The following is a 16358-nucleotide window of genomic DNA, read 5'->3' on the forward strand; positions in this document are numbered from 1 at the left end:
CTTCTAAATTGGTTTCATGGGGCGGGAGGCAAAAAGGGTCCGCCCATTTGGATATACCGGACTGATGCCATTAGAGTTATCAGTCCACGCCTGCAATAAACTTCGATTTCCCTTGTACCAGCCTGCGGCGTTAAACCGATATGGGCTTGATGCACCAGCTTCCACGAGCACATAAGAAAGAAGAGCATTTGCCAGTACATAGTCCGCAACATTTCCCGTCCAAGTCATCTGTGAGCTCGCATAGTAAAACCCTGTACCTGAGATCGATGGGCCTCGGACGGTAAAATCATTGGAAAATGGTTGACTGTTCATCAAACAAATGTCGTTTGTTGTCGAAAAGATATCGACGCCAGAGTAGTCCCGCACTCTCTCCCCATAGGCGCCTTGGGATATCAATCCTGGCGAATAGCTGGCCACATACCAATTGACCACCACTTGCTCTTTCCATTCAATGCCGGTAACGCTGGGATAGTCGAATCTTGCCACTCTCCAGCCCGTCCAATTTCCAGGGGAGCCAAGGACGTAGAAGCCCTGAAAAAAACCTCCATCTGGCGTATTGAGAAAAACGAAGGGCCTTTCGTAAGTCGTAATTGGGTAAGGGAAATCGAATCCGTTTATCCATCCTGGCGGAGTCGGATTTTGGAAGCCGTAAAAAGTAAAACTGCCCTTATATAAAACATTAAGCGCACGATTGACCGAGTCGATTTGTGTTCTGACTAGATCATTTTTTGACCTCAAACCGTACTGAGCTGTCACGGTCTCTGCTGTTTGGTTCGACAGTATTGAAACCTGCCATGATTCTGTTCCTCCGCGCCTGATCATAAGGTTACCCGGTGAATACCATGCTTGGGGTGACCATGTTGAAGTGGCGCTTCCGTACTTTATTGTGTCGACAACGACAAATGCGCCGGATGTGATTTCTGGTATTGGAAAATTCTGTTCGAAACTTCCGTTGCACGTAACTCTCAAGGTCTTCAGCGACCTGATTGTTGAGATGGTTGTGTCAAGTGTTACAACCCCAGAAGCATCACGCGTCCTGTGACCGTAAAGCACCGTCATCAGGTAAGCCTCCCTACCGCTACGCGCTCGACGCCATTCACGTCATAGACGTACATCCCGCCGTTGTTGATGATTGTCTGGCCGTTAGCATCCTGGCCGCGCACGGTGAACGTGCCGGTGACCATATTCAGCTCGATCAGCGGCAGACCCTGAGCGTTTACCGCCTGGGACCTGAGCGTCATACCCAGCACAATCTGCTGGATGAATGCCGTGTTGATGAACGCCTGGTTGATAAACACCTGACCATTCTGCACCACGAACGGCGACGACAACGTGTCGTTGATGTTGTTCACCACAGCGAAGCGGTCAGCGCTCACCAGGAACTGGCTCTGCAGCCCGGCCGGACCGTTCTCGATACCCAGCCCGATACCGGCGACCACGTATTGCCCCTGGGCATTGAGTTCCATCTTCACCGCCCACATCGTCCGCGCCTTGCCATCGGCTGTGGCCTGGGCCTCACTGATGGTCTCAGCAGCGGCACTCTTGATCCCCTTCCACGCGCTTTCGATCAGGCCGAGGTTTTGCGTGACCTCTCCAGTTCTGGTCCTGATGGCGTCGGCGTAGGTATCGGTCAGCAGCTTGGCCGCGCCGATGGTGTCGCCCTGCTCCTTCAGGGCCACGATCTGCGAATAGACCGATGCCGTTAGGAAGTTGTACTGATCGTTCAGTTCTTTGGCAGCAGCGACCGGGTCTTTGGCGATCTTGGCGAACTCGGCAACTGTTTCATCGATGGAGCGGTCAGCGGCCTTTTCCATACTGACTGCGGCTTCGGTGATCGCTTCGAAGCTATGGCGGACCTGACGACCGCCTCAACCTCGCGCCTGGACTTCTGCAAGATACCGTCGGCATAGTTCTGCGCCCGGGTACCCATGACGGCGCGGACGATATCGGCAGTCGTACGCCCCTCAACCACTCCAGCACGGACGGCATCGCGAACGGCAGCGGCGCGGTTCGCCTCGATGCCGGCCATCCACTCCCTGAGCAGACGCCCTTGGAATGGCCTGGCCTGAGCTATTGCTTTGACCTGGCTGAACGCTGGCGTAACGACAGGGAAAGCCTCTTGCACCACTGTAGGCAGAACTGCCCGCAGCGCGCCCTGCTGGAAGGCCAACTCATAGCTGATCAGGCCGTCAGTGGCCTGATCCAGCGCCTGGCGGATCTCGACGAAGGTGGTCTGGTTGAGGCGCAGCACTTCAGCCATCGCCCTATCCACTGCCGGTGCCGATAGATCGGTACCGAGATTGTCGATCGCCTCAATGAGCGCAGCCCGCAGCTCGGCGTCATTGCTGTTCAGTATCTTGATGATCGCCCTGACCTGGCCATTGCTCAGCCTGGAAAGGTCAACCTCATGCCCGATCAGCTCATCCAGCAACCTCTCGTTGGCCGTCTTCATCACAGCGCTCCGAGCGCAGGGCCTTGGGACTCGATTTTCTCAAGCTCTTCGGGCCAGTCGTATTCGTCACTGATCACACCGCGGCGCTGCATCTCGGTGAATAGCGTTTCTTTGGAGATCATGCCAGCGTTCGCCATGGACACCAGGGTCGGAAGCGACACCTCCGGCATGTAGTCCACGTCGAAGTTGCCGCGCATCTCGACAGCGCCAGCTTCACCCAGGGCGCGGTAGTCGGCCATGAATTGGAGCAGCTGGGCCAGGCAGTCGGCGAAGTGGTGCGCCATGCGCGCCAGCGGGGACAACTCCTGCGCTGCCTCCTCTTCCGCCTGTGTGGCGGTCTTGGTGGCCGTCTTATCCGGCGTCAGTAGCTTAGCCCCGGCCATGCGCATCTCGTTGATCAAGTCTTGCAGCGCGGTACGCCCAGACTCGACGGCCTGCCCTGTGTGCTCGACGTACTTAAGGTCGGCATTGGCGGGAAGGTCGGTCAGTTGCCCAGTGCCCACCTTGAACTCCGGCGGGACCACTTTCCCCTGATTGTCGTACTGGGCCTGAATGCCGATACGCACCAGAATCGGCACGCGAATGACGTGCAGGATGTTGTCCTGGTCGCTCTGGCTCTGCCAATGCTTGACGTTGAGGTGGGCCAGTTCGATCAGGGGCGGTTTGGCCGTCATGAAACCGGTGCGGCCAGTGTAGAAGGTAACCCAAGGGATCGCGGTTAGGCTGTTGGTGCCCTCATCGTACAGCTCCCAGGTGCCGCCAGATGCGGCCTGCCTGCCCCGTACTGCCTTGGCCGACCTGCGATAGGTGCGCCAGGAGCCCGGCTCAAGTACGCGAATCTGCTCGACGCACTTGGCGCCGAACTCGCCGTCTTCCTCCTCGACCACCTCGATGTAGCGGATCATGGTCAGGACGCCGGCCTTCGAGCGCCAGCCCAGCACCTGGTCAGGCTTAACCAGCACGACGTAAGGACGCACACCGGCGGCCTGCTCGTCGGCCTGGGTCTTCAGTTCGCCCGCTGGCGGGTGATCGACGAAGGCGTGGCACAGGCCGTGGCTCAGGCCCTCGGTGAAGAACCCAACCGCCCAGGAGTTGAGATCATTGCCAGCGTGATCGATGTCCTTGGTCATCTCGGCAATGACACCAGGCACATCGTCGCCCACCTGTAGCGGTTCAGCGAACACTCGGGAAGTCATGTTGCCGACCGTCTCGGAATACGCCGGCAGAAGCGTCGAGAGGCGCAGACGCTCCTTGTAGGAATCGTCATCCTCGGCTGGGTATTGCGGCAACAGGGTCTTGCCCGCCGCGCGCATAGCCATCGTCCCGCCCATGAGCGGCTTGATCACGGCCCAGTAGGCGCGCATGGCGTCGACCGCGGGCAGCGTGATGCTTGGGTTATCGCTCATGGTCATATTCTCAGGGACTGGGTTGTCGTCATTGGTTTGGAAATCGGGAACAGGAACGCCAGTGGGTAGCCGCCTGCATCGTTCAGGTGGTCCACACCGCTGGACTTGTCCGGCATGCCGTTCTTGTCGTAGGCCTGCTGCTCCAGGCCATCGGTGAGGTGCGGGCATCTGTTCGTGTTGATCTTCAGGCGTCGCTCGCCCTGGCCATTAAGGATCAGGGCATTCACGGCGTTTACTCGGTCGGCGATGGCAGGGTTAGTACTGTTCACACGAATGGAGAAGCCCGCCTGCCGGAGGATGCTCAGGTCCGACTCGCTGGCGTTCTTGCTGCTGGAGTTGGCGCCCGAGGCATCCGGGAATATCTGGATCGGGTGGCCCTTGCTCGCGTATTGACGCTTGAGCAGGTCGGCCATGTACGGCGTATCACGCCCATCGGTGACTTCAGCCACTGCAATCGGCCAGCCGCCCCTCAGCACGTACACCACGGCGCTCATCTTCAGCCGGTTGAAGTCCATGCCGATGAGCAGCGGTTCACGCTCCCGTTCCACCTCATTGCTGTGGTTCAGCCTACGGTCGAAGTCTGGATAGACCGCACCGGAGGTGAGGTTGACGAACTGGCCACGCAGGTAAGCCCTGATCAGCTGCGGCGGATAAGAATCCTCCAGGGACGAGATGTAGTCGTCCGGCAGGTTCGCCTCGTTGTCGTAGGTGCTGGCCTGTACCAGGCCGTACAGCGTTTTCAGCTCAGGCTTCTCGCTGATCTGCTTTACGAACTGCTGGTAGGTGAACTTGAACCCCTCCGGCGTCGTGGCAACTCCGACATCGCTGACTTCGATGTTTTGGAGTTGCAAGCACCCTTCGCGCCAGAGCGTTACGTTGATGCGATCACTGCAGCTGAGGTTGCCGGATACAACGTTCTGATCATCGACAGCTATTCCCATGAGTGGACAGGCCCAGGCGGCTGCCTCGAGGCGAACGAAACGCTCGCCCACCAGAAGTTTCGCGGCAACACCTGGGCTGCCTGGAATGAGACCACTCCCCGGCACCGGCAGCTGACGAACAAGATCCTAACAAGCTCCCTGCATGTGATCTGCACCATGCGTAGCAAAACAGAAACCGTGCAAGGGGAAGGCAAAAAGATCGTGAAGCTCGGCATGAAGTCGGAACAACGGGACGGTACCGATTACGAGTTCACAGTGGTGCTAGATCTGACGCACGACTCTCACACCGCACTGGCCAGCAAAGATCGGACGAAGCTGTTCGATCAGCCAGAGCTGATCAGCGAAGACACTGGTCGCCGCCTTCTGGCCTGGCTCAACTCAGGGGTGAGCCCTGAGGCACGCGCCAAAGAATTGCTGGTAGACGCCATCGCGGATATTGCCAGAGCACCCGACATGGCTGCACTGGAATCGGCGTACAACGCTGGCAGGGTGATCGTGCAAGGGTTTGACAGCCTCAAGCCAGCATTGGTCGCCGCCAAAGACAAGCGCAAACACGAACTCACCCCACAGGAGCAACCGGCATGAGTGCCTGCATCTTCGACAGCGAAACCACTGGCCTAAACGACCCGCAACTGGTCGAGGCTGCCTACCTGTACCTGGGTGGAATCCAGGGGGTGCCGGTCCTCTCCGAGTTCCTCCAGCGCTACAAGCCAGGCAAGCCGATTGAGCTCGGAGCCCTCGCTACCAGCCACATCCTCGACGAGGAGTTGGTGGACTGCGCGCCCCATACTGAGTTTCAGTTGCCTGGAAACATCCAGTACATGATCGGGCACAACGTCGATTACGACTGGGGGGTGATCGGCAAGCCCGACATTAAGCGGATCTGCACTAGGGCCTTGAGTGCCAAGCTGTGGCCTGACGCCGACTCCCACACCCAGTCAGCAATGATCTACCTGCACTACCGCCGTGAGGCGACCAGCCTCCTACGCAACGCCCATGCAGCACTGGACGACGTGAAGAACTGCCGCCTGCTGCTGGTCAAGATCCTTGACACCCTCGCGGCCGAGCTTGGCCGCCCTGTCGCTGACTGGGAAGAGCTCTGGGCCATCTCTGAGGATGCGCGAATCCCGACGGTGATCGGCTTCGGCAAGCACCGCGGATCCAAGTTTTCCGACCTACCGACCGACTACCGCCGCTGGCTGCTCAATCAGCCCGACCTTGACCCATTCGTACGCAAAGCGCTGCAGCGCTAGGAGCCAGCATGGCCCGTGGAATCAACAAAGTTATCCTGGTCGGCACTTGCGGCCAGGACCCAGAGGTCCGCTACCTACCCAACAGTAACGCCGTGACCAACCTGAGTCTGGCCACCAGCGAGCAGTGGACCGACAAGCAGACCGGCCAGAAGGTCGAAAAGACCGAATGGCACCGGGTGATCTTGTTCGGGAAAATCGCCGAGATTGCCGGTGAGTACCTTCGCAAAGGCTCGCAGGTCTACATCGAAGGCAAACTGCAAACCCGTGAGTGGGAGAAAGACGGGATCAAGCGCTACAGCACGGAGGTTGTTGTTGATCAGCGCGGCGTGATGCAGCTCCTTGGCGGCAAGCCACAGGACAACAGCCAGCAGCAACGGCCACAGCAGTCTCGCCCCTCCGGGCAGCAGCAACGGCCTGCGCCACAACAGCAAAATCAGCAAGGCGCCCCAGGCCCGGACTACGACAGCTTCGACGACGACATTCCCTTCGCGCCACTGCACCACCTGGCCGGGGCGTAGCCATGATCGCCACAATCTCTCAGCCAGTGCCTGCCGTGAAGTACGCGGCGGCCATGGCGATATCAACCGGCAAGCCCTGGGGTGTGTACCGCGGCAACAAGCGCCTGCTGGTCGTCATGCCCACCGAAGGCTCCAAGCGCCAGCCTATTGAGGTGTGCCACCCATGAGGCGCATCAACAACAGAGTGCAGCAACGCCGACGGCAGCTGCACGCTCACTTACCGCCAAGCGGATTGAAGGGGGTGCCGAATGGCGATGACTCAAACACAGCGCGACGAGCGCCGCCGCGTGAAGGCAGCCAAGCTGCAGGAAGAAGACCTGCGTTTGAAGGTTCGACCGGGGACTAAGCAGGCTCTGCTGGAGCTGATGGAGTGGGCTGGGATAGAGGAACAGGGCGAGGCGATGACGCTGATGATTCATCACCTGCATGGGCTGGGCCCGTGCGGCGCCCTGCCCCTACTCACTCCGCCGCGCCACAAATACGAGGTCTCACATTCTTTGGCGCTGGAGTTCAGCCGCAAGAGCATGCTGATAATTCAGCAGGATCCTGGCGACGAAATCGCTACCCCACAAGCTGATCGATAAGTCGGCGCCCCTCAGCTACTGCTGCGGACTTAGCCTCTTCATAAGTGGGGTACAGCGTGTCATCAAAATGCCTCCAAGGCAGCGGACCAGCCTTCAGCCCAATCACTATCCCTTGCGGGCTCTGCATGAAGTCAGCGGTTAGCCGGTGTTCACGATAGTCAGTAGTGAATATCCCTAAGTCGGTCATTTCCGTCTCCATTCGGCCGCATATCTGTAATTCGTAATAGCCCATCCACCGCCGCATTGCCAGCCAGCCCCGATTAAGGGTCATATCGGGTCAATCGACCGGAGCCCTCATTCGGTCCGAGACTCGTCTCTCGATACAGATAAATGGCCACCAAGTCAACAGCCAGAGCTATCACGACCATAGCGACATCGAAGTAGATTTCGAGATCAATCATTACCCAGCCCCCAACCATATTAGGTTTGGTGGTTAGAGCAATATCTATTCCAATTCTCAAATACCGCATCCGGCCACGGAGGGCGGCGCATGCATGGAGAAAGCCATGAACAAGCACACCAAGATCCTCATCGCCGAGATACCTGGTGAATGGACCGCGCGCACCCGCTCCGGGCACACCAACATCTGGAACGGCAAAGATCACGACCGCCCACACCGTAACGGCCTGCCGGAAGTGAAGCTTGAGCCGCCGGAAAAGGGGCTGTACGCCGAACGCATCGACGGCGCCTGGTATTGGGTCTCAGGCTGCAACAAATGCAATGGCACCGTAGGCAAGTGGAGCTACATCGTCTGCGACAAGCACAATGTCTGCCGCTGCTGTGGGACTCATCGATCGAAGCTGACCGAGACCCCATGGGGTCACCCTGAAGGCTTTACCTGCAAGCCTTGCCAAGACCGCATCGACGCTGCCGCCAAGGCTGAGGCCCTGGCTAAGTTTGCCGAGGCGGAGTATTGCGATTCGGACTTCGAGTACCAGGACGAGTGCAAGTGCCCACATTGCGCGACTTCCATCCACCTGGAGTCGGAAGACCACAAAGACCAGAAAATGACCGGCGACGTATGCGGCGGCCGCTTCGAGCTGACCCTGAACTACGAGGTCACCTATAGCACTGCCGTCATCGGCGAGCGCGTCACCGCCTGATCAAGGAGTGATCCATGAGCAACTACAACTGCGACTACGTTCGCCGCCATTACGACGTACCGGCCGAGATCGGGCGTCGGGTGATAGCCAACGGTGAGCCGGGTGTGATCCTCGCCGACCGCGGCCACTACATCGGAGTCATCCTCGACAGCGATCCGAAGAAGCGCATCCGCAACTACCACCCTACTTGGGAGATGCAGTACGGTGAGATGGCCGACAAGCTGCCGCTCAAGCAGTGGGAGGTGCTCACCAACGGCATGTACGACTGGGACGACGTGAAGTACATGCTGGGTGATGCGCGCCACTACGTGCGGCGCGTGTGGGCAGCCACCCGCAGCCAGGCCAAGTATCGGGCCTTTCAAGAGCTGGCTGAGTGCTTCAACGACGACGCGACGGCCATGCTCACCTTCAAAGTCCGGGCTTCCGCCTGACTCTTCGGCGCGACACTAAGGCGGGGAAATGGTCAGCACGGTAGATCCGGAGAAAGGACCAGGCTCGACGGTTCCTTTGCTGTACAGCGTAGATTTGATGGCTATAGGGGTAGCTAATCCATCTTCTACTTTAATTGAAACGCCCGGTGCCGCAGCCTTATCTTCAATCGTGAGCTTGGAGTACAGGCTGCCGTCGGCCTTGAGCTTAACGCCAGAGGGGCTTTCTTTGCTTGCTGAGGCGATCACGCTAGTTGTGCCTGAGCAAGTTAACTGAAGTGTGGTTCCTGCTTCGTTGCCATCAATAGCAGCGTCGCTTACATCCCTATGGTTAATGATAGCATTTCCTTTAATCTCGCACTGCAGCGCTGGCTTTATAACAGGAGCACAAGGACCAACCGGAACAATTATACCTCCAGACCCAACATAACTGTAACCTTGAGCGAAGCTGATGCAAAAACTATCGCTTATTTTTTTCTCCTTTGGCACAAACAAACTACTTTCAAAGGGAATTGAAAAACCACTCATTTGGTTGCGCACCGTCGTCATGGAGGTACTAGGTTTAATCCTCCAATTGTTCGTGCCGAGCACCATAGACTGGTATTCACCAGGACGTTGTGCCCCAACTAGGTACAGAGCACATGTAACTGCCTGCATATCATTACAAAAACTATCTCCATTCCCCTCCCAGCTTGTAACAGTAAAATAATACCGAACACCGCCCACCTCATATTGACTTCGAGTGGACTGAATTGTAACGGCATGCGCAGCACTACCCACTAAGCAGAGTAGAAACAACAGCGCAGCCCAATAAGATCTATTACTGTTCAACACACTGCCCTACTCATAAAAATGAGCGAAAATGGTATGAGGCAATTTTTACTTTTGCTCTAGGAAGCTGCCGTAGTTTTTGTAGGAATTTTCCGAGGGCTGTCAGGTGCGCTCCTGTCATCAACCCCGTTGTACCTCTCCGATTGAACTGAACCACCCTCCCCACTTCAACGAATCACGCCACCCCGGCGAGGGCGGCGCCTGCACGCAAGGACCACAACATGACCTGTATGACTTCCCTCGCCCTGCCCTTCGAAAAGGAGCTGGTCGTCGATCTCTTCGCCGGCGGCGGCGGCGCCAGCAGCGGCATCGCCGCGGCGTACCGCGAGCCAGACGTAGCGGTAAACCACAACCCCATCGCCTTGGCGGTGCACCGTGCCAACCACCCGCAGACCGAGCACTACGTGGCCGATGTGTTCGAAGTGGACCCAATCCTGGCCACGAAGGGCCAGCCGGTGGGCATCTTGTGGGCTTCGCCCGATTGCCGCCATCACAGCAAGGCCAAGGGTGGGAAGCCGCGCAACCGCAAGATCCGGGGCCTCGCCTGGGTGATCATCCGCTGGGCCTATCAGACCAGCCCGCGACTGATCTTCTTGGAGAACGTCGAGGAATTCGCCGACTGGGGGCCGCTCGACGATGAAGGCAAGCCGGTCAAGGCTGAGAAGGGGCGGACCTTCAAAGCATTCGTCGATGCCTTGGGCAACGGCATCCCCGAGGACCATCCGGACTTGCCGGAGATTTTGGAAGAGATCGGCGATCACGTTCCCAAGGAAGCATTGGTGCGCGGCCTGCGCTACAACTTCGAGCACCAGGTGAGGGTTGCTGCGAATCAGGGCGCGCCAACCATTCGCAAGCGTCTGTACGGAGTCGCGCGGCGTGACGGCAAGCCGATTGTCTGGCCAACCCCGAAGTTCCACAAACAGCCAACGAAGGGGCAACAGGCGTGGCGCCAGGCTGCCGACTGCATCGACTGGGGGCTGGAAGGTCGCACGATTTTTCGGGAAGACGCACTGGTTGAAAACACCATGAACCGAATCGCCAAAGGCCTCTGGCGTCACACTCTGGCCTGTAGCGACCCTTACATTGTCCCGCTTCGCGGCACCTCGGAGTCGCATACCAGCACACACAGCACCAGAGACGCACTGTCGACCATAAGCGGCGGCGGTACCCATCACGCCCTGGTACAGCCCAAGATGGCGATTGCCGGATGCATGACCGAGCACGCCAACGGCTCAAATCAGCGCACCTTCGATACCAAGGAGCCACTGCGGACCCAGGTTGCACAGGTGAAGGGCGGGCATTTTGCTCTGGTCGGCGCTCATCTCACCCACCTCACTCACCACGGCGATCGATCCGGGTACCCGGCAACTGATCCCGCGATGACTGTAACCGGTGCCAACCGAGGCGAGCAGGCTCTGGTGTCCGCGTCGATGATTACCCTCCGTAAGGGGTGTGTTGGTGCTTCAGCCGGTGGCCCAATCAGCTGCATCACCCAGAGCAGCGGGCACCACGCTATTGCGTCGGCCCATCTTGAGCAGGCGAATGGAGGATTCTACAAAGGCGACGGGCGCGCAGCTGACGCCCCGATGTCGACGATCTTGGGCAGAGGCACGAATCAACGGCTGATCACGGCCTACATGGTGAAGTACTACGGCGCTGAAAAGGACGGTATATCGCTGCGGGAGCCGGTGCACACCATCCCGTCGAAAGACCGTATGGCGGTAGTTGAAGTCGTGCAGTTGCACAGCCACACACTGAGCGACGAGCAACTGGCCGGCGCCCGCAAGTGCGCGGCATTCCTACACAAGTACCTGCCGCAACACTTCACCGAACACGCCGACATCGTGATGGTCGGTGACTATGTGCTTATCGATATCACGCTGCGGATGCTACAGCCGCACGAGCTCAAGCGCGCCCAGGGGTTCCGACCTGACTACATCATCGATCGCGGCCTGTTCCTCAATTCACAAACCGGCGAGATGTATTGGAAGCCGATCAACAAAACAGACCAGGTGAAGCTACTGGGCAACAGCGTGTGCCCGGACGAAGCCCGGGAGCTCGTGGCAGCGAACGCTTCGGACCTTATCGATCTTTACCAGCGCCTGGCGGCATAACGTCGCCAGCAGGAGATCCCCATGCCCACAGAAAACCGATCCAGCAACACCGCACAGATGGTCAGCGTGCCTCGAGAGCCAACCCCGAATATGCTTGCACAAGGGCTTAAGGCTGACGGCCTGCTGCACAAATGGTACGCGATGGTAGACGCCGCACCAGCCGCCCAGCACCAGGGAGAGCCAGTGGGCTGGACCTACGAAGACGGGAAGGAGTACACCGCCTGCCCGGATCACGCGCATGACCTCAGGGCGGAAGGCATCGAGCTAACTCCAGTCTTCTCCCTTCCACCAACCTCCGACGGCTTCAGCCCCGAGCAGATGACAGCCCAAGGCGCTGACGGCTACCGGAACGGGATCAAGGCAGCTGCCGAATTTGCCGCGGACTATCCAGAATTGGCCCAGGCCATCCGCGCTTTGCCGCTGCCGCAGTAGCTTTTGACCCTAGGAGTACATTTGTACTCCTTCCGGTTTTAACCCCTCTCCCCTCTATTGAATAGCCGCTATATGGCGGCTTTGGAGAATCGATGCCGGAAATCCACAGACGAAAAAAATCCACCTCTCCCTTGGGGAGGAGCGGGAGAGATGGACTAAAACCTGACTTCGCGCATCACCTCTCGCGAAGCCGTACCCTTTCACTGCTAAAACTAAGCGCGTAGGTGCGCCTGCAGAGTCGCTTCCATCGATATGAATTTTCTGGCTTGAGCAACGCCCCAAGCCAAAGCTTCTGTCAAAGTTTCAGGGCGTGAGTCATAAGCAATTTCCAGCACTCCAACCCCATCAGATGTGTACACACCGATAAACAGCTGAGTGCCCCCCGTAGACGAACACCGAGCCTTGACCTCAATCATGCCTCCGCTGCCAACCGTCTCCTCATGGGTGATGTAATCACGCTGGGTATCGTCCCAATCACGATACATGCTGCCTCTGATAAGCATTCCCAGCCTCCACTAGATGTGCCTTCAGTAAGGCACACATTTGAATAAACGGCCACTTCACCGCCCCGTTTCATTGAATCAATCTGAAATTTTTCACAAGCCTCTGGGCAGCCGTTATTTCGCATCTTGTCAGGCGTTGCGGGACCGCATCGGAGCCACGGGCACGCCCGCTTCGGCAATATGACGGGCCTTGCCCACACCCCAAGCCAATGCCCTGGTCATTGACTCGCTTGAGCGGCAATCCATGCCCTGGTCATTGACTCGCTTGAGCGGCAATCCATGCCCTCTTCATAGAGAGCCATGCCAGAGGCCGAGTACACGCCGATGAACAGCTGGGTAACACCTGCCCGGGACAGCCTGACCTGAACGTCAATAGTTGAACCGTCGCGGAGCTCTTCTTCATGCGTTCGGCAATGAAGTGATGGATCTGCCCATTCCCAATAGGCGGTACCTCTGGTGCGCATCGTAAGTCCTCCTGGTTATTCATTAAGTAAGGCACACCGAGGAATACGCGGCCACACCGCTGTTTCGGTTCTTTAAACCACTTCGTAATTACAACCCAATTCAATGTATAGCCGCTATATGGCGGCTTTGGAGAAGTCATGCCTGAAGAAATGAAGCTGATCCAACGCGTGCCCGTAGAGCGCGACCAAGACGGCTGGTGGAGCCATCCGCACGAGCCAGACTTCGACGAAGACTACACGGCGTTCAAGGCCTGGCTCGTGCAGCAGGGGCTGGAGCTGAAGCAGTGGCACATGGAGGCGGATATCAGTGACCGCCACCCTTATGACGACGGCGAGTGCCATTGCCTCGGGTGGGAGCCTGAAACTCCTGGCCCTGAATGGTTCCTGCTCGGGATCTTCGATACGGAAGACGGGCCATGCGTGAGCTGGGCGCGCCGCAAAGTAGACGAAGCCTGGTCGGTGAGTGGCGACAATGGATCGTGGGACTACTCGAGCCTGGCCGAACTGCTCCGAGACAACTTCGGCAGCGCGGCGGAAGGTACCAATTTCGGCCCCGGCCTGGGTAACGGCCTCAAGGTCGGCGAAGTTGTGCAGACGGGTGTCGTTTGCAAGGCTGACCCTGCCGGATTCCTGCTGGACGCCGACGAGTTGCTCGATCACATGCACGAGGAAGCCGCTGGAAGCGATGCGGGCGAATGGGTCGACAACTACCCAGACATCGACGATGAGGCGAAAGCGGCACTTGAGCAGGCGCTGGAACCTCTGAAGGACTGGGCTCGCAAGTTCTGCCAGCCGAAGTTCTTCACCGTGGAGAAAATCACCGAGCACACCATTACCGAAGAGGACGTGCGTCTGGCAAAGACGTGCGGTGCGCTGCTATGAGCCGTCTCGCCCTCTGTCTCCTGCTGCTGGCCACCGGCGCCAGCGCGAGTGATCTCCCGTCCGGTGTCTGGTCTTTCGAGGACAAGCCTCGCGGCGTCGTCTGCTACGTCATGAACTCGCTAGGCAACAACGCAATCAGTTGCGTGAAGGTCTGGCTTCCGCAAGTGGCCGGCAACGAGCGCCAGCTCTCCCCGCACGAACAAAACAACACCCCTATCCCAGCAATGGCGCCAGTGCGCTGGAAACAAGAGAGGTATTCGCTGTGAGCCAATGGATCAAATGCAGCGACAGGCTGCCTGGCGACGAACTCGATGGGATGTCGGTAATCGTTGCAGTGATGCACTGCAGTCGCGGCCTCATCGCGGAAACGGACGTTTGGGTCAAAGGTAGCAAAAAGGGCCATTTCGCATTTTGGACCAACACCGCCACGCACTGGCAGCCACTCCCTGAGCCGCCGAAGGAACTGCAGCCATGATCCTCCTACCCATCGCCGCCCCGCTCTACATGGCCTGGATGATCTGGAAGGGGTCGAGGCCGTGAGTGCTGTCGCCAAAGTTCTCGACCCATGCAGCGCCAGCCGCATGATGTGGTTCGACAAGCAGGACCAACGCGCCCTGTTCGGCGACATCCGCGACGAAGAGCACCTACTTTGCGACGGCCGAGTACTGAAGGTTGAGCCGGACGTGCTCATGGACTTCCGGCAACTGCCGTTTGAGGCCTCAACCTTCCGCATGGTGGTCTTTGATCCTCCGCACCTGACCCGCGCCGGCGTCGACAGCTGGATGCGGGCTAAGTACGGCGTGCTCACCTCAGACTGGCGAGAAGACATCCGCCAGGGCTTCGCCGAGTGCTTCAGGGTGCTGGAGCCCGAAGGCATCCTGATCTTTAAGTGGAACGAAACCCAGGTGCTGGTGAGCGATCTGCTTGCCCTGACCGATGAAAAGCCCCTGTTTGGCCACAAGTCCGGCAAGCGCGAGAAGACGCACTGGATCACCTTCATGAAACGCCCCGCCTAACCCCTCCCCACCTCTGCCGCCATGCGCGGCGTGGAGCCTATCCCATGGAAACCGAAGACACCGGTAACGTCGACAAGATCACCGAAAAGCTCATGGCCGAGCTGATCGGATGCACTAAGCGAGCCCTGGAACACCGGCGCCTGGAGGGGAAGATCCCCCAGGGCGTCTGGATGAAACACGGCGGACGGATCATTTACAGCAAAAAGAGGTATGACGAATGGCTGGAAAGCCAATGGATTTACCCCGTGGGGTCGAAATCTTCCGCAACTCCCTCCGGATTCGTTTCACATGGGACGGTGTCCGTCGATGCGAAACGCTCCCTTATCCCGCGACACAAAAGGGCATCAAGGCTGCATCCCAGCTGCGCGATCAGGTAGTCAGCTTCAACAAGCTCGGCCTGCTGGACCAGGACAAGTACGCCGAGCTCTTCCCAGGTTCACAGACCGTCGCGGGTAGTAAGCCGACGTTTGGCGAGTACGCGCAGCTCTGGCTGGACAGCAGAGAGATCACCCCGGGCACCTACCAGAACTACAAAAGTGCGCTGAACAACTACTGGATGGTCCACTTCGCACTCGTTCGGGTCGATCTCATTACCACTAGCATGGTGCGCAAGATTGTCAGCTTGATTGAATGGAGCTCGCCGGGTGTCAAGCGCAACGCCCTGGTCAAGCTGTCCACGATCCTGCGGTCAGCGGCAACAGATGGCTTGATCAGCCGGAACCCTGCCGAGTCACTGCAGCTGCCCAAGAAGACCAAGAAAGAGATCGACCCGTTCACCCTGGAGGAGGCGAACGAGATCATCACCAAGCTTTACGACCATCCGCACTGGCCCAGCCAGATCTATGCGGCTTTCTTCGAGTTCGTGTTTTTCACTGGCGTGCGCCTGTCAGAAGGTCTGGCATTACGGTGGGACGCCGTCGATCTGGAAAAGAAGATTGCCCATATACGGCGCACTGTTGCGCTGGGCGAGGTAGTTGAGCGCACCAAAACTGGCAAAGACAGGTTCGTGCTTCTCAACGAGAGGGCCTTGCGTGCGCTCGAATTTGCCAAGGACTATGCCGAGCGACGCAGGAAAGGAAAGGGGCGGGTCACGGAGTCACCGTTCATCTTCCCGCCATCAAAGAATGCTGAGTTCGTCCAGCAGACCTCAGACCTCCATCATCAGTGGCGTCCGGTACTGAAAGAACTGGGGATTCGTTACCGCCCGCCATACAACTGTCGTCACACCTATGCGACAATATGCTTAATGTCTGGCCTCAACCCCGCATTTATCTCCCAACAGCTCGGCCACAGCGTGCAAATGCTGCTGTCGACGTATGCGCGTTGGATTAACTCAAGCTCCGACTGGAGCGAGCTGGAAAAGCTGCAAATTGGTATCAAATCGGTATCAGCCGCAATGCCAGCGACGTAAGCTATTGATAGGTAAGCCCT

21 protein-coding genes and 1 pseudogene are annotated in these 16358 nt (G+C 58.2%); 14 read left to right on the top strand and 8 right to left on the bottom strand.

Annotated features, from left to right (window positions below; all coding sequences use genetic code 11):
- Positions 1-3 precede the first annotated feature (3 nt).
- Genes AC07OF_RS09990 through AC07OF_RS10010 form a run of 5 tightly spaced genes read right to left on the bottom strand, consistent with a single transcriptional unit; the run spans position 4 to position 4709 of the window.
- Entirely contained in the window at positions 4-1059 is a 1056-nt protein-coding gene (locus tag AC07OF_RS09990) for a hypothetical protein (RefSeq protein WP_495072819.1), read from the bottom strand.
- Positions 1059-1814, bottom strand: coding sequence for a DUF1983 domain-containing protein (locus AC07OF_RS09995; RefSeq protein WP_495072820.1), 756 nt, complete (start codon positions 1812-1814; stop codon positions 1059-1061). Before AC07OF_RS09995 ends, AC07OF_RS09990 begins: the two co-directional genes overlap by 1 nt.
- Positions 1724-2452: a hypothetical protein gene (locus AC07OF_RS10000; RefSeq protein WP_495072821.1), complete on the bottom strand. Its 729-nt coding sequence runs from the start codon at positions 2450-2452 to the stop codon at positions 1724-1726. The genes AC07OF_RS09995 and AC07OF_RS10000 overlap by 91 nt, the downstream gene beginning before the upstream one ends.
- Positions 2452-3864 (bottom strand): DUF4055 domain-containing protein, encoded by a 1413-nt coding sequence (locus AC07OF_RS10005; protein ID WP_495072822.1) that lies wholly within the window; start codon positions 3862-3864, stop codon positions 2452-2454. Before AC07OF_RS10005 ends, AC07OF_RS10000 begins: the two co-directional genes overlap by 1 nt.
- On the bottom strand, positions 3861-4709 hold the full coding sequence (locus tag AC07OF_RS10010; protein ID WP_495072823.1) for a phage terminase large subunit family protein: 849 nt from the start codon (positions 4707-4709) through the stop codon (positions 3861-3863). The genes AC07OF_RS10005 and AC07OF_RS10010 overlap by 4 nt, the downstream gene beginning before the upstream one ends.
- Between AC07OF_RS10010 and AC07OF_RS10015 the strand changes: the two genes are divergently transcribed.
- The 7 genes from AC07OF_RS10015 (at position 4704) to AC07OF_RS10045 (ending at position 8688) form a co-directional block, all read left to right on the top strand.
- Positions 4704-5384: an AAA family ATPase gene (locus tag AC07OF_RS10015; protein ID WP_495072824.1), complete on the top strand. Its 681-nt coding sequence runs from the start codon at positions 4704-4706 to the stop codon at positions 5382-5384. The two genes, AC07OF_RS10010 and AC07OF_RS10015, sit on opposite strands and share 6 nt — an antisense overlap.
- Complete coding sequence (locus AC07OF_RS10020) at positions 5381-6052, top strand: 3'-5' exonuclease (RefSeq protein WP_495072825.1); 672 nt, start codon at positions 5381-5383, stop codon at positions 6050-6052. Before AC07OF_RS10015 ends, AC07OF_RS10020 begins: the two co-directional genes overlap by 4 nt.
- Before the next feature lie 8 nt (positions 6053-6060).
- Positions 6061-6570 (top strand): single-stranded DNA-binding protein, encoded by a 510-nt coding sequence (locus tag AC07OF_RS10025; RefSeq protein WP_495072826.1) that lies wholly within the window; start codon positions 6061-6063, stop codon positions 6568-6570.
- A 2-nt stretch (positions 6571-6572) separates the two neighbouring features.
- The gene (locus AC07OF_RS10030; RefSeq protein WP_476446991.1) at positions 6573-6737 is read left to right on the top strand and encodes a hypothetical protein; all 165 of its coding nucleotides are present in this window, start codon (positions 6573-6575) and stop codon (positions 6735-6737) included.
- 81 nt (positions 6738-6818) lie between these two features.
- Positions 6819-7154, top strand: coding sequence for a hypothetical protein (locus AC07OF_RS10035; protein ID WP_495072827.1), 336 nt, complete (start codon positions 6819-6821; stop codon positions 7152-7154).
- Between the two features lie 506 nt (positions 7155-7660).
- A complete protein-coding gene (locus tag AC07OF_RS10040) occupies positions 7661-8257 on the top strand; it encodes a hypothetical protein (protein ID WP_495072828.1) in 597 nt (198 codons plus the stop codon).
- A gap of 14 nt (positions 8258-8271) precedes the next feature.
- On the top strand, positions 8272-8688 hold the full coding sequence (locus AC07OF_RS10045) for a hypothetical protein (protein ID WP_495072829.1): 417 nt from the start codon (positions 8272-8274) through the stop codon (positions 8686-8688).
- 15 nt (positions 8689-8703) lie between these two features.
- On the opposite strand, the gene AC07OF_RS10050 is transcribed toward AC07OF_RS10045, so the two are convergent.
- Positions 8704-9234, bottom strand: coding sequence for an MrpH family fimbial adhesin (locus AC07OF_RS10050; protein WP_495072830.1), 531 nt, complete (start codon positions 9232-9234; stop codon positions 8704-8706).
- Between the two features lie 503 nt (positions 9235-9737).
- Between AC07OF_RS10050 and AC07OF_RS10055 the strand changes: the two genes are divergently transcribed.
- Complete coding sequence (locus tag AC07OF_RS10055) at positions 9738-11630, top strand: DNA cytosine methyltransferase (RefSeq protein WP_495072831.1); 1893 nt, start codon at positions 9738-9740, stop codon at positions 11628-11630.
- Positions 11631-11651: 21 nt separating this feature from the next.
- A complete protein-coding gene (locus AC07OF_RS10060) occupies positions 11652-12062 on the top strand; it encodes a beta/alpha barrel domain-containing protein (protein ID WP_157192753.1) in 411 nt (136 codons plus the stop codon).
- 212 nt (positions 12063-12274) lie between these two features.
- On the opposite strand, the gene AC07OF_RS10065 is transcribed toward AC07OF_RS10060, so the two are convergent.
- Positions 12275-12565 carry a hypothetical protein gene (locus AC07OF_RS10065; protein ID WP_495072832.1) on the bottom strand — a complete coding sequence of 97 codons (291 nt, stop codon included), beginning with the start codon at positions 12563-12565 and terminating at the stop codon, positions 12275-12277.
- Positions 12566-12694: 129 nt separating this feature from the next.
- Positions 12695-13029: pseudogene (locus AC07OF_RS10070) on the bottom strand (hypothetical protein).
- 138 nt (positions 13030-13167) lie between these two features.
- On the opposite strand from AC07OF_RS10070, the gene AC07OF_RS10075 reads away from it, so the two are divergent.
- The 5 genes from AC07OF_RS10075 (at position 13168) to AC07OF_RS10095 (ending at position 16338) form a co-directional block, all read left to right on the top strand.
- Entirely contained in the window at positions 13168-13911 is a 744-nt protein-coding gene (locus AC07OF_RS10075; protein WP_495072833.1) for a hypothetical protein, read from the top strand.
- Positions 13908-14177: a hypothetical protein gene (locus AC07OF_RS10080; RefSeq protein ID WP_495072834.1), complete on the top strand. Its 270-nt coding sequence runs from the start codon at positions 13908-13910 to the stop codon at positions 14175-14177. The genes AC07OF_RS10075 and AC07OF_RS10080 overlap by 4 nt, the downstream gene beginning before the upstream one ends.
- Positions 14174-14386, top strand: coding sequence for a DUF551 domain-containing protein (locus AC07OF_RS10085; RefSeq protein WP_422421689.1), 213 nt, complete (start codon positions 14174-14176; stop codon positions 14384-14386). The genes AC07OF_RS10080 and AC07OF_RS10085 overlap by 4 nt, the downstream gene beginning before the upstream one ends.
- A 61-nt stretch (positions 14387-14447) precedes the next feature.
- Entirely contained in the window at positions 14448-14927 is a 480-nt protein-coding gene (locus tag AC07OF_RS10090) for a class I SAM-dependent methyltransferase (RefSeq protein WP_495072835.1), read from the top strand.
- 217 nt (positions 14928-15144) lie between these two features.
- Positions 15145-16338 (top strand): tyrosine-type recombinase/integrase, encoded by a 1194-nt coding sequence (locus AC07OF_RS10095; protein WP_495072836.1) that lies wholly within the window; start codon positions 15145-15147, stop codon positions 16336-16338.
- Positions 16339-16358: the final 20 nt, after the last annotated feature.

Source organism: Pseudomonas sp. GW821-FHT10B02 (genome assembly GCF_059415665.1).

Coding starts and splice junctions, on each gene's coding strand:
- AC07OF_RS09990 (WP_495072819.1), bottom strand. CDS start 1,059: ATGACGGTGCTTTACGGTCACAGGACGCGTGATGCTTCTGGGGTTGTA.
- AC07OF_RS09995 (WP_495072820.1), bottom strand. CDS start 1,814: ATGGAAAAGGCCGCTGACCGCTCCATCGATGAAACAGTTGCCGAGTTC.
- AC07OF_RS10000 (WP_495072821.1), bottom strand. CDS start 2,452: ATGAAGACGGCCAACGAGAGGTTGCTGGATGAGCTGATCGGGCATGAG.
- AC07OF_RS10005 (WP_495072822.1), bottom strand. CDS start 3,864: ATGACCATGAGCGATAACCCAAGCATCACGCTGCCCGCGGTCGACGCC.
- AC07OF_RS10020 (WP_495072825.1), top strand. CDS start 5,381: ATGAGTGCCTGCATCTTCGACAGCGAAACCACTGGCCTAAACGACCCG.
- AC07OF_RS10025 (WP_495072826.1), top strand. CDS start 6,061: ATGGCCCGTGGAATCAACAAAGTTATCCTGGTCGGCACTTGCGGCCAG.
- AC07OF_RS10030 (WP_476446991.1), top strand. CDS start 6,573: ATGATCGCCACAATCTCTCAGCCAGTGCCTGCCGTGAAGTACGCGGCG.
- AC07OF_RS10035 (WP_495072827.1), top strand. CDS start 6,819: ATGGCGATGACTCAAACACAGCGCGACGAGCGCCGCCGCGTGAAGGCA.
- AC07OF_RS10040 (WP_495072828.1), top strand. CDS start 7,661: ATGAACAAGCACACCAAGATCCTCATCGCCGAGATACCTGGTGAATGG.
- AC07OF_RS10045 (WP_495072829.1), top strand. CDS start 8,272: ATGAGCAACTACAACTGCGACTACGTTCGCCGCCATTACGACGTACCG.
- AC07OF_RS10050 (WP_495072830.1), bottom strand. CDS start 9,234: ATGACGACGGTGCGCAACCAAATGAGTGGTTTTTCAATTCCCTTTGAA.
- AC07OF_RS10055 (WP_495072831.1), top strand. CDS start 9,738: ATGACCTGTATGACTTCCCTCGCCCTGCCCTTCGAAAAGGAGCTGGTC.
- AC07OF_RS10060 (WP_157192753.1), top strand. CDS start 11,652: ATGCCCACAGAAAACCGATCCAGCAACACCGCACAGATGGTCAGCGTG.
- AC07OF_RS10065 (WP_495072832.1), bottom strand. CDS start 12,565: ATGCTTATCAGAGGCAGCATGTATCGTGATTGGGACGATACCCAGCGT.
- AC07OF_RS10075 (WP_495072833.1), top strand. CDS start 13,168: ATGCCTGAAGAAATGAAGCTGATCCAACGCGTGCCCGTAGAGCGCGAC.
- AC07OF_RS10080 (WP_495072834.1), top strand. CDS start 13,908: ATGAGCCGTCTCGCCCTCTGTCTCCTGCTGCTGGCCACCGGCGCCAGC.
- AC07OF_RS10095 (WP_495072836.1), top strand. CDS start 15,145: ATGGCTGGAAAGCCAATGGATTTACCCCGTGGGGTCGAAATCTTCCGC.